This is a genomic window from Chitinophaga sp. YR627 (genome assembly GCF_900114995.1).
Lineage (GTDB): Bacteria > Bacteroidota > Bacteroidia > Chitinophagales > Chitinophagaceae > Chitinophaga.
On record NZ_FOUX01000009.1, the window covers coordinates 17443 to 29419 of the forward strand.

10 protein-coding genes are annotated in these 11977 nt (G+C 44.8%); 3 read left to right on the plus strand and 7 right to left on the minus strand.

Going from position 1 to position 11977, the window contains the following annotated elements:
• Positions 1-8 precede the first annotated feature (8 nt).
• The 5 genes from BMZ72_RS35280 to nfi form a co-directional block, all read right to left on the minus strand.
• Positions 9-3452: a SusC/RagA family TonB-linked outer membrane protein gene (locus BMZ72_RS35280; RefSeq protein ID WP_089816121.1), complete on the minus strand. Its 3444-nt coding sequence runs from the start codon at positions 3450-3452 to the stop codon at positions 9-11.
• A gap of 56 nt (positions 3453-3508) precedes the next feature.
• A complete protein-coding gene (locus BMZ72_RS35285) occupies positions 3509-4564 on the minus strand; it encodes a FecR family protein (protein ID WP_089816124.1) in 1056 nt (351 codons plus the stop codon).
• 45 nt (positions 4565-4609) lie between these two features.
• Entirely contained in the window at positions 4610-5230 is a 621-nt protein-coding gene (locus BMZ72_RS35290) for an RNA polymerase sigma factor (RefSeq protein WP_089816125.1), read from the minus strand.
• 74 nt (positions 5231-5304) lie between these two features.
• On the minus strand, positions 5305-6381 hold the full coding sequence (locus tag BMZ72_RS35295) for an acyltransferase family protein (protein WP_089816127.1): 1077 nt from the start codon (positions 6379-6381) through the stop codon (positions 5305-5307).
• Positions 6382-6448: 67 nt separating this feature from the next.
• Complete coding sequence (gene nfi / locus BMZ72_RS35300) at positions 6449-7126, minus strand: deoxyribonuclease V (protein WP_089816129.1); 678 nt, start codon at positions 7124-7126, stop codon at positions 6449-6451.
• Between the two features lie 227 nt (positions 7127-7353).
• Here nfi and BMZ72_RS36460 point away from each other — a divergent pair, with 227 nt between their 5' ends.
• Positions 7354-7554 (plus strand): SRPBCC family protein, encoded by a 201-nt coding sequence (locus BMZ72_RS36460; protein ID WP_143087870.1) that lies wholly within the window; start codon positions 7354-7356, stop codon positions 7552-7554.
• Between the two features lie 7 nt (positions 7555-7561).
• Here BMZ72_RS36460 and BMZ72_RS35305 read toward each other — a convergent pair whose 3' ends face one another.
• A complete protein-coding gene (locus tag BMZ72_RS35305; protein ID WP_089816131.1) occupies positions 7562-8017 on the minus strand; it encodes an SMI1/KNR4 family protein in 456 nt (151 codons plus the stop codon).
• A gap of 578 nt (positions 8018-8595) precedes the next feature.
• On the opposite strand from BMZ72_RS35305, the gene BMZ72_RS35315 reads away from it, so the two are divergent.
• Positions 8596-9018 carry a hypothetical protein gene (locus BMZ72_RS35315; protein ID WP_089816135.1) on the plus strand — a complete coding sequence of 141 codons (423 nt, stop codon included), beginning with the start codon at positions 8596-8598 and terminating at the stop codon, positions 9016-9018.
• Positions 9019-9401: 383 nt separating this feature from the next.
• On the opposite strand, the gene BMZ72_RS35320 is transcribed toward BMZ72_RS35315, so the two are convergent.
• Complete coding sequence (locus BMZ72_RS35320) at positions 9402-10805, minus strand: alpha-L-fucosidase (RefSeq protein WP_089816136.1); 1404 nt, start codon at positions 10803-10805, stop codon at positions 9402-9404.
• Positions 10806-11069: 264 nt separating this feature from the next.
• On the opposite strand from BMZ72_RS35320, the gene BMZ72_RS35325 reads away from it, so the two are divergent.
• A complete protein-coding gene (locus BMZ72_RS35325; protein WP_089816138.1) occupies positions 11070-11927 on the plus strand; it encodes an OmpA family protein in 858 nt (285 codons plus the stop codon).
• Positions 11928-11977: the final 50 nt, after the last annotated feature.

Below are 11977 nucleotides of genomic sequence, written 5' to 3' on the forward strand. Positions count from 1 at the left end.
TTAAGAGATTAGAATTTCACCATCAGGTTAGCACCAAAGCTTCTTGTACGAGGCATACCAAATGCTTCGAAACCCTGTGCGTTGCCGTTTGTATAGCTGGATTCCGGATCGAAGTTGTCGGTCTTCTTGTAAAGGATCAGCAGGTTACGTGCTACGAAAGACAGGGAAGCACTCTGTACGATTTTGAGTTTCGCTACCGGGATCTGATAGCTGAATACCACCTGACGTAATTTCACAAAGCTGCCATCATACAGGAAGTGATCAGTGTAATTCTTGGTGTTATCGTAGTAGAGACGCAGATTGGCTACCGGAATCGTGTTATGATATTCATTTCCTTTTTCATCCACGCCATTCAGTTCGATACCGTTCTCTCTGCCTACCAGTGTTTTCTTGTGCAGACCGAAACGGGTAGCATATACATCTGTACCGGAGAATACCTTGTTACCAAACTTACCGTCTACCAGGATGTCGAGGGACAGACGTTTGTAGTTAAAAGTATTGCTCAAACCCATTGTCAGTGGCGGTACGCCTCTTCCTAATGCTTTCAGTTCACTCTTCTGCTCATAACCGGAAGTACTGTTATAAACAATCTGTCCTTTTTCATTCTGTACAGTGGTGTAACCCATGATGATACCATAAGGTTGTCCTACTGTATTGTGTACAAATGCCCAGCTACCCACGCTCGTTGCCATTTGCAGGGTGTTCAGACCTGCAGCCAGCTGTTCTACTTTGCTCTCATTGTAAGCCATGTTATAGCTCACGTTCCAGGAGAAGTCTTTACGCTTGATCGGCGTACCTGTCAGGAGTAATTCAATACCTCTGTTAGAAAGCTTACCTACGTTCAGTAAGGCATTGTTATAACCAGAGGCGGTAGAGATCGCAGTGCTTACGATATCGTCTGTTGTCTGTTTTTTGTAGTACGTCAGGTCAATGCCCAATCTGTTATTCAGAAACTGCGCTTCACCACCCACTTCATATGTTGTAGAGGTCAATGGTTTCAGGGTGGAGTTGGTTACCAGGTTCACCGCATTTGACTGCGTTACCTGCTGTACCGGACGGCCCAGGTGACCACCCTGTAACATGGTATATGTCTGATTCAGGATGTAAGGGTCCGGCGTTGCACCACCTACCTGTGCCCATGAAGCACGCAGTTTTGCAAAGCTGATCGCCTTCGGCATCTTCACCGCATCAGAGAGAATAAAGCTACCACCTACTGAAGGATAAAGAATGCTGTTGCTCAGTGGACTCAGTGTGGAGAACCAGTCCTGACGGGCAGTAACATTCAGGAAGAAGATAGATTTGTAATCAAGATCCAGGGAACCAAACACTGAGTTGGTCGCTACTTTACCTCTTGTTGGTGTAGTCGTAGAGGTGGTCAGGTTGGTAGAGCTGTAGAAGAACGGAATGATGAACTGTGTACCTGCGATAGCCGTCTGATTGGTGTTAAAACGACGGGCGTTAGCACCCAGTAAAGCATTCACACCAATGTTACCTGCAATCTTGGTATTGTAACCTGCGGTCACCATGGAGTTGGTCTCTGCTACAGAATTTCTCAGTTCACTGTATTCACCTGCCGCACCGGTTGTGTATACGGTACCGGTTGGAATGATACCGATGTAGTTGTAGTCAAAAAAGTCACGGCTCACTGTTCCTTTTACATAAAGATTTTTCAGCAGATCGTATTTAACGCTGGCCTGACCGATAAAACGGTTTTTGGTATCGTTGTTTTTAAATCTGTTGACAACAAAATAAGGGTTGGAAGCGTAGGCTGTTTCGTTCCACTGGATCTCACGACCGGTTTCATCATAACCCGGATCCATCCAGCGTACATCAACCGTGTTGGCGACCATATACACGCCCCAGTTGGGGTTACCGGTGGCATCCCCGGAACTGGGACGGTTGGTTGCATTCTCAACATTATATTGCGCTATAGCTTCTATGCTCAGTTTTTTACCCAGGAAAGCATTCAGGTTCAGGTTCGCAATTTTTTTGTCGAACTTTGAATTGGGGATGATGGCTTTACTGTTAGTATTTGAGAGGGAGAAGCGGAAATTTACTGCTTCACTGCCACCGTTGAATGCTACTGTATTTGTAAAGGTAGATCCGGTACGGTAGAAGTTTTTGATATTATCTTTCTGTGGTGTATAAGGATGCATTTTTCCATCAAACGCGATATACTCTGTGCCATCCATTTTAGTACCCCATGAGCGGCGGCCGTAAGTGATCGCTTCTGCCTGTGAAGTTGGCTTCAGACCTTTATCCCCCTGACCATACTCATACTGCCACTCAGGCAATACAGCTGGTGCTTCCAGTGTCATGGTTGTATTGTAGTCAACACCGATCCCTTTACGTGCACGGCCTTTTTTAGTAGTGATCACGATCACACCATTTGCAGCACGGGAACCATACAGTGCGGCAGCAGAACCACCTTTCAGTACACTGATCGTTTCGATGTCATCCGGGTTGATACCACCGATACCATCACCTCTGTCCACGTTCTGTCCGCCACCACCGGTAGTAGGAGCACCACCTGGTGTAGTATTATCGATCGGCATACCATTTACCACATACAGCGGCTGGTTATTACTACCCAGTGAGCTGTTACCACGGATGATCACACGACTGGAACCACCTGGACCACTGGCCAGACTGGTTGCATTCACACCCGGGATCTTTCCGCTTAATGCATTGGCAACGTTCACTTCACGTGCCTGTGTGAATTCACTACCTTTTACTTCAGATACCGCATATACCAGGGCTTTCTTTTCCTTTCTGATACCCAATGCAGTAACAACTACTTCGGATAATGATTCGTTGGATTCTGCCAGACTGATAGCCAGTGGCGCATCCGCATCAGTTACATTTACTTCTTTTTTGGAAAAACCCATGGAACTGATCACCAGCACAAACGGCGGAGTAGCGCCTTTAAGGTTCAGTTCGAAGCTACCATCAGGACCGGCCATTGCAGCCACGTTTGAATTACCTTTCAGCACGATGCTTGCACCTGGTACAGGCGAACCATCAGGACCCGTTACTTTACCTTTCAGTTTATCAGCCATCAGACTGTTCACATTAAGGATAGTGGATACTGTAGGTGTATATATAGAATATTGTGTTTTATTTACACGCATATAAGCAAGCGCAAAATCAGACAGCAGCAGACGTAAAGCTGCTTCAGTCTCCATGCTTTCTGCCTTTTCCATTAGTTCTGCTGATATAAGTTTCCCATCCAGTAATCCCTCTTTATAAGCGATACGGACATTTTGAAATTTCTTTAGCTTGATTAAAGCTTCTTTAAGGGACACAGTGGCAGATACGTGTTTTACAGGGATCTTATCAGACTGCCTCATGGCATACATCGAGGGCGTCTGTGCGCTGACAGATATGGCAATACCTGGCAGCAGGGCACAAGAGAGCAGCCCCAAAACGAGATTTTGGTTCAAAATGTTCATAGTTTTTTTTTACGTGTCCTAGTATTCCCGCGTTAAGCGTGTGTTTTTCACACCGTTTACTTTCCTGAAGCGATGATTAATTCCTTCTCTGAAGGCTGTTCAATTCTGACGTTGAGCGTAGTAGTAATTACAGTCAATAGTTCTTCAACATTAGCTACGTTAATATCTCCCTCTATCTTTAGCTTTTTGATGGATTGTTCACTGACCTTTACAGTGTAACCGTAATTATCCTGTAATGTCTCTATTATTTCTCCTAAAGTGGCATCGGTAAACGTCAGTGGTACCTGTATCCAACGTTTGATCGATTCTGGTTTGTTTATTTTTTTGGTTAGCAATAAATGATTGTCTGCATACTCTATGTAATCTCCAGGCAACATGACCACTGCTTTGGGTGCAGCCGGTCCTTCTTTGAACCCTACCTGAATCTTACCTGTTACCAATCCTACTTTTGTTTTTCCGTGGCGGCTTCTTACATTAAATGAAGTACCCAGTACTTCGATGGTCAGTCCGTTGCTGTGTACCAGAAAACGCTGACCGGGCCTTACATTGGTGGTATCCCTGTTCAGGTGTTTGACATCGAAGAAAGCTTCTCCTTCTATCCATACTTCTCTGGGAGCGATCGTATCCCATTTTTCCTGAAAGGAGATAGAAGAGGTGGCGTTCAATGTCACTACTGAATGGTCGGGCAGGGTGATCGTTCTTTTCTCGCCGTATCCTGTTGCGATCATCTCCATGTGCGGCCTGTTCAGCTTACTGTAGATCAGATATCCGCCGGCAGTGGCTATCAAAGCGATAGCAGCTGCTCTTACCCATACATTCATTCTGCGGAAGATACCCGGACGACGGGATTCTTCTGCTGCAATGGTAGCAGTGATCCGGTCCAGCAAATGCGCTTTGTTGTCCTTGTTTTCCCAGATCTCCTGCGAACGGTAGGTACGGATCACATTGACTGCAAAATTGAAATTATCAGCAGCTGAAGGGTACTGTACAGGGAATTCGCTCCAGAACTGTGCTACAAGAACGTCCTGCTCTTTGCCTGACACCCATTTAATGAAGGCATCATCATCCAGGAAATTCTCCAGTGTATACGTCGTATATTTTTCATTGTTCATCACGATATCCCCTATTTACTACTATTAGACATGACATGGTTGAAATTATCCCTCGGTTACCGGAATTTTTTTAGAAAAATTTCCAAAGAGGAATATCATAATACTTAGGAAGGTCAGGAAGCGTTTATCTGACACTTTATGAAGGTTGTCGAGGGCCTTGTATAATAATTTATATGTGGAGCTCATATTGATGTCCATAATGACGGATATTTCCTCATAGGACATGCCTTCATAAAAACGGAGAAAGATGATTTCCTGCTGACGGGCAGGCAGTGTATTGACAAGTGCGATGACCTGATTTCTGAGTTCCTGTTCTTCCTGGCGGAAAGAGGCATCAGGTATAAAGTTGACAGCAAAAGTTCCCTGTCCGGATGCATTATCCAGTTCTACAAATTTAGACAGGGATTGTATTTTACGAAACAATGTAGAGCGTAACGCTTTATACAGGTAATTCTTCACGGAGGCCGGATTGCCCAGCCGTGCGCGGGTAGTCCATAGTCTTACAAAAAGATCATGTACCACATCCTGGATCAGATCCGCATCCTGCGTAAATTTGCGGCCGTAATTGTTCAACAATTCATAAAATTCACCGTAGAGCGCAGTAAAGGCGTCCCAATCTCCCTGTTTAAACGCATTCCACCATAACACGTGACTCTCCGATTGCATTGGCAGTTAGTTTATCAAGACGATTCCTAATAATACAAAAAAAATACCGCCCGGTGATAACATTTTCGTTCGCGTCAGATTTTTACGATTATATTTCTTTTATACATGATCCATACTGGTATGAACATCAGGATCACCAATGTGATCGCGGCTGCAAGGGATGCATTGAATGGAGATAAGAAACTGCCATATGTGCGGAACATGCCACCTGACATACCTTTAAATATCATAGGAATGGCGCCGGATAAAACATAGGCTGTGATCGCATTACGACCAAAGGCTACAAAAGGTGGTGTGATACGCTTGTATTGCTGCACATCAATGAGCCAGTAAGAAAGCGCGAGACCCATAGCGGCCAGTCCGCCGGTATACAAAACAAAAGAACTTGTCCATAATGATTTATTGATCGGGAAAAAGCCATCCCATATCAATCCCGCTATCACTGACAGAAAACCTGCTGCAAATAACCAGGACACCTTCTCCGCATCTGCAACATCTTTTCTGCGTAACCAGTCGCCGGTCATAATACCTAACAATCCTGTGGATATCGCAGGCAGTGTACTAAGCAATCCTTCAGGGTCCCAGGTACGGGCCTGTTTCCAGAGATGCTGCTCACCCAGTACTGTTCTGTCTATCCAGGCAGCAAGATTGGTTTCCGCTTCCAGATTAGCCGGACCATATCCGGGTACCGGTACCACTGTCATCAGCAGCCAGTAGATCACCAGAAACGAAAAACAAAGCCATATACGGGTCTTTGCGCCCGTTTTTAAGTACAATAAGGAGATAACAAGGAAAACGATAGAAATGCGCTGTAATACGCCTAAAATCCTCAGATTGCGGAAGTCAAAAGAGGGGATCAGACGAAAAGCGAGTCCGATAGCAAAAAGTATCGCCGCACGGCGGATGATATGAATGATCAGTGAGGTATGTCCGCTGACATCAGCTTTTCTGCTGCTCAGCGCAAAAGTGACCGATACCCCGACCATAAAAAGGAAGAAGGGAAAGACCAGGTCTGTAGGTGTACAACCATTCCATTTTGAATGTTCCAGTGGCGGATAGACATACGACCAGCTTCCCGGATTATTTACCAATATCATGGCAGCAACAGTTAATCCGCGGAAGAAGTCGAGCGAAAGGAGCCTTTGTTTCATTGACGTGACGATTTAATGCTGGTTGCCTGTTAAGATAGCAGAATAAATTTTATCACAAAAGCTCCTTCTACTGATTTTCTCTGAATGCGATAAAGGCTTCCCTTCCGTAATGGTCTGCCTTGCGGGTTGTTTCAGGCAGACGGTATGTTACACACATCTTCAGTACAAGGGCTGTAGCTGTCTCCAGAGAGACTTTATGACCGGTGGAAATGAATACAGGATTGATCCCTTCCTGTGTTCTGAGGGCATTACCAATATGCTCACCATTGTCTTCCGCCAGTAAAGGACTGACAGCGCCTCTTTCAGCAGCCAGCTCCTCATACTTTCCAAACAAACGGGTTTTACCACATCCCAGTGTAGGGACATCCAGCAGTACGCCCATGTGACAGGCGAGTCCGAAGCGGCGGGGATGCGCGATTCCCTGTCCGTCGCAGATAATGACGTCAGGCCGGTGTTGTAGTTTCTTCCAGGCCTCCAGCAATACCGGCATTTCCCGGAAAGAAAACAAACCGGGGATATAAGGGAAAGTAACCTGCATACAATGCGTAGCCACTTCCACGACTTCCAGTGTGTTAAAATCAAGTATGACAAAAGCACCTGCAATCAGGTCGCTTTCCTTATCATACTCTACATCAACACCTGCAATGAGCTTTATTTCAGCAGGCAGCTCGTCTTTCCTGATCACCCTGGACCGTAAGTCTTCCTGTAATTGTATCGCTTCCTGTTCTGTAAGTATCGTGTTCATGATAAATTTCCTTTACTTCCTAAACGCGTCACAGCTGAGCGCTGTAACTTTTGAGTCCGCCAGTGCGTTTAACTGACAATTGCAACCCCGTGATCAATCAACCAGACTAAACGAAAATGAAACGTATTATTGCTATTTGTACCCTAATATCAGCATTTGCCTGCTCAAAAGAGCATAACAGGATTTTTAAAGGGATCATAACTGAATCGGACAATTGCTGCTCTTCAATGGAAGGCGGCAGAATTTACAAGGTGAATATCATTGGATCGGACAGTACCGTCACAACGGTATTACCGACAGCATACCAACCCGGAGATGCCATTGCATTTACCATGCACACAAATGATACACCTCCGGCAATATTGTGTCTTGCGATCTGTACAATGCCCCAACTTGTAAAGCTATCGGATGTGACAAGAGTAGAGTAACAAACCGTTATTTCTTAATAACGCCATCAAACTTTAATACTTTATTCAGCTCTTCCCTGATCAACTGGGAAAAGGAGGGTTTAAAAACATCAGCTTTACCCGCATCCAGTACATAAACAGCAGGATCGTCTTCCTGTGACGCACAATCGAAGAAATAAGAGGAAAGCCCCTGCCACTGGCCAAAAAAGAAGTGACTGTCTTTGATTACAAAGGCTGTGGAGCCAGTGTCTGTCAATGATTTGACAGCATCTTTCCTGTTCTGCGCCAGATAAGATACTTCACTTGAATAATTTCTCAGAATACGTCCCTTTTTCTTTCCGAATATGGTGATGAATTCCACGTAGGCTAAGGGAAGCTTTACATTATACTGTAACTCAATCGCTTTGATCTCTTCTGCATTAACTCCCTGAGGATCACCCAGGTGCTTTGGATATTGCTGTAAAAAATCCAGGTACTTTGCCATGTGATAGTCTGATAATAAAACATAATATTAATTATTTTTTCCATGAAACGTGGGAATTTTTCCACGACCTGTTGCGCCTGGTATAAGATCGTGTTTGCGGATGATAGAATTGACTATCGCTGATGTAGAGGGGATATCGTTGTATACGGGTTAGATTGCACCTGGATGAGGTCCGGCACTGAAACAGATGACAATCATCAATGGAGAAAAAGAAGTGAGGGAAAATATAAAGCTGGGTCAAATAATGGAAGAAAGGCCATTCGTACTGTCCCTATCCCAAAATAGATGCCAGAATGTAGTACAATCTACACACAATTATCCTGAAGCACCACATGAGTGCGACGCACACACGCCTCTAATTATTAGTGTTCAATGCATTAAGCAGCGCGCTCAGATCTTATCAACATTCGCTGATTTAGTGGACTGGGCGCATTATTGCTATCAATGATCAATACGCAAAAACAACTGCTCTCTTTCTGGCATCAGGTTGCCCTTCAGCCTGTTTATACTCACTGACTACGAAACTGGTATGATTTTACGCGCAATTAATTAAGCGTTCACCATTTAAACCAGACAGGATGAAAAAGACTACCAGGGATGTTGCCGTTATCGCGGGAGTAAGTGTCATCGCCGGATCACGTGCGACCTTAGCACCGGCATTACTGTTTCCGGAAAATAAAGTACTGACCATGATGGCTGCCGGTGAGGCTTATGTGGATAAACTACCGGGTATTGGTGACAGAATAGCTCCCTCAGGGTTGGTAGCCCGAAGCATTTCAGGGGCTTTTACCGGTGCTGTGGTGAGTAAACGCAGACAGAAGAATATGTGGCTGGGAGCGCTTGTGGGTGCTGCTGCTGCCTGCGCCGGGGCTTATGTAACGTACTATGCCCGCAAGAAAATCGGACAGATCACCCGTACGCCCGACCCCATCGTCGGACTGATCGAAGACGTCACGATGATCTGCCTTGGAAGCATATTACTGGACGACGACCGAATATAGACTATGTATAAACCTAAGGCCGTCCACCTCTGGCGGACGGCCTTCGCTTGTCTGATAGTGTCCATTGTTCTGTTCGTATAAACCACGTTTCGCTGCCATCTCTTTGGCGGGTACCGGATATTAGCGTCGCAGTATGGACACCGGGGTAAATACGCAAAAGCAATTTAGATAGCAGAGAATTTTGTTATCAATCAGACAACTAAATATCAGGAAGAGAGACAGCAACATGATGCGACAGGCAACATAATAAGATGCATTCGTGTAACAGTTATCGTGTGTAATCAAACAGGCATTAAAAAGGCTTTATCCTTCAATGATCCTTCATTCATAAACGAAAGATCGACGTAGGATAAAGCCTCTCTGATAAACTTTATAAACAGTGATTATCTTCTCTCATCAAAGATACCGAATTCTGCGATCGCAGGAGCATCTTTGAACTCGTCGATGAGGATACGTACTTTACCACCCCATATTCTGTTGAAACGGTGGATTCTCACACGACCGCCGCCTTCACCTTGTGTAATTGGTTTCCATACACCGTTTTCATTGTATTCCAGGCGGTATTTTTTGATATTGCTGCCGTCTTCAACGATGGTGATCATATTGAAGCTTTTGTCTTTATCAAAAATGATCTCATACCATGGCTGTTTTACAACCGGATTAGACTGCCAGCTGCTGCCGAAACGGTCATCATTACCAAAGTCCATGATATTCATATCATTGCTCCAGCTGGAATTGCTACGCTGGAATTTGGCAATATTAGAAGAAATGATCGGCGCTTCTGCTGGTGTCAGAGCCGGCATAGCACCTGTGTTTTTCCAGCGCTTTCCTACTTCTTCCAGTGCCTTTACAGCGTTAGGATCGATCAGACCATCACGGTTTGGCGCTACGTTCAGGATGAAGTTACACCATGCTTTGTTCAGCGGTACCAGGATCTCATCCACCAGTTTTGCCGGATCTTTTACAGGGGTAGCCGGGAAATCAGATTTCCAGAACCATGCGCTGTTGATTGGCAGACAGGATAATGCAGGCAGTTTGTTCGCTTCTTTGGAGATGTGCTGACCTGCACCCTGCTCGTAAGATTTGATATCGGTGTAAAACAGGGCCTCTGTCGGATATTTTGCCGCGTTGAGGTCCATCACCAGACAATTAGGCTGCAGGGTCTTAATGAGGCGGTAAACCTCCTCAAATGGCACTTCATCATAAGAGATCCTGGACCATGGAGCATCCCATCCATCGATGATGAGTGCACTGATCTCGCCGTAGTTGGTCAGGAGTTCGGTCAGCTGTGCTTTCACCATATCGATGTGCTGACGGGTAATATCATGCGGACGCAGTTTGTGGTGGGTATCCAGGATAGAGTAATACAGCATTACTTTCAGTCCTTTGGCCCTGAATGCGTTCACATATTCCCTTACAACGTCTTTCTTGTAAGGACTGTTCATCACATTGTAATCTGTCGTCTTGGTATCCCAGATACAGAAACCACTGTGATGTTTGGTGGTCAGACAGCCATAGCTCATATTAGCTGCTTTTGCGGTGGCTGCCCATTGGTTACAATCCAGCTTTTTAGGATTGAACAGGGATACCGGTGCTTCCGGATCAGGCCAGTCCTGATCAGCGAACGTTGGGATGTTAAAGTGAATAAACATACCAAAACGCAGATCAACAAATTCCTGCTGTAATGTTGCGAGTGGCTTTGCGGTTGATTTCACCTGCGCCTTTACCATTGCCGGCATTGCCAATAGCATGCACAATGCAAGACGCAAAAAGAATACATTCTTCATAATGTCTGAATACGATTTTTAGATTTTGAGACCCGAGAGTTCGTGGATAAATAAAATTTCTACGGCTACTAAAATAGAACAATCAGATTAGGCTTTTCAGCTATGAGAAGACAATATAATGAATTGCGAATTTCCCATTAGTTGATGTCTTTTAACAATTTAACAGGAATATACATGAGTGCGTAGCAAAAAGTGGCATGGTGTTGGATTTATGGGCAATAAAGAGAACAACAGCAAGAGTCATTAAAAACAAACACAATTTATATGAAACTTAGATTCATAGCACTATCATTATCCCTTCCAATTTTCTTATTTTCCTGCGTGAGCACGAAGAAGTTTAAAGCTTCTGAAGCGAAGTACGCGGAACTATCATCGCAGTATGCAAGCTTACAGGGTAAACTGGAAGATTGCCAGCGCAGTCTGCGTGATACCGCATCTGCTTTTGAGCGCAGCAGAAACGTAAGTGAAGAAAGAGTGGAAGGACTCAAACAAAATAACAGCACCTTACTTAATCAGTTGAAAGACCTTTCTGTGATCAGTAATTCACAGGCAGAAAGTATCAAAAAATCACTGGATAACATTGGTGCCAAAGATGCTTACATACAGGACCTGCAGTCTGCGATTGCACGTAAAGACTCCCTGAACATGGCACTGGTAATGAACCTGAAAGGTGCTATTGGTAACCTGGATGATAAGGATATCAACATCAAAGTGGAAAAAGGCGTAGTGTATATTGATATCTCTGATAAGATGTTGTTTGAAAGCGGTAGTTATGATGTAACACCAAAAGCGAAGGAAGTACTCGGTAAAGTGGCTAAAGTACTGTTAAACCAGCCTGATATCGAATTCATGGTAGAAGGTCATACCGACAGCAATCCTTATAAGAAAGGGGTATTACTGGACAACTGGGATCTGAGTGTGAAAAGAGCAACTGCTGTAACCAGGGTATTACAGAATGACTATGCTATTCCTCCGGCTCATATCACTGCTGCGGGTAGAAGCGAATATCTGCCAATCGCCAGCAATGATACACCTGAAGGTCGCGCGACTAACCGTCGTACACGTATCGTGATCCTTCCTCAGCTGGATCAGTTCTTCAAACTGCTGGAGAAAAAACAATAATCATCCATTTCATTATAGCAAGAAAGAGCGTCTCTCTAGCGGGGGACGCT

Bases quoted from the DNA above. Each gene is read 5' to 3' on its own strand.
- BMZ72_RS35295 (WP_089816127.1), bottom strand. From the start codon at position 6,381: ATGAAACAAAGGCTCCTTTCGCTCGACTTCTTCCGCGGATTAACTGTT.
- nfi (WP_089816129.1), bottom strand. From the start codon at position 7,126: ATGAACACGATACTTACAGAACAGGAAGCGATACAATTACAGGAAGAC.
- BMZ72_RS35315 (WP_089816135.1), top strand. From the start codon at position 8,596: ATGAAAAAGACTACCAGGGATGTTGCCGTTATCGCGGGAGTAAGTGTC.
- BMZ72_RS35325 (WP_089816138.1), top strand. From the start codon at position 11,070: ATGAAACTTAGATTCATAGCACTATCATTATCCCTTCCAATTTTCTTA.
- BMZ72_RS35320 (WP_089816136.1), bottom strand. From the start codon at position 10,805: ATGAAGAATGTATTCTTTTTGCGTCTTGCATTGTGCATGCTATTGGCA.
- BMZ72_RS35290 (WP_089816125.1), bottom strand. From the start codon at position 5,230: ATGCAATCGGAGAGTCACGTGTTATGGTGGAATGCGTTTAAACAGGGA.
- BMZ72_RS35305 (WP_089816131.1), bottom strand. From the start codon at position 8,017: ATGGCAAAGTACCTGGATTTTTTACAGCAATATCCAAAGCACCTGGGT.
- BMZ72_RS35285 (WP_089816124.1), bottom strand. From the start codon at position 4,564: ATGAACAATGAAAAATATACGACGTATACACTGGAGAATTTCCTGGAT.
- BMZ72_RS36460 (WP_143087870.1), top strand. From the start codon at position 7,354: ATGGAAGGCGGCAGAATTTACAAGGTGAATATCATTGGATCGGACAGT.
- BMZ72_RS35280 (WP_089816121.1), bottom strand. From the start codon at position 3,452: ATGAACATTTTGAACCAAAATCTCGTTTTGGGGCTGCTCTCTTGTGCC.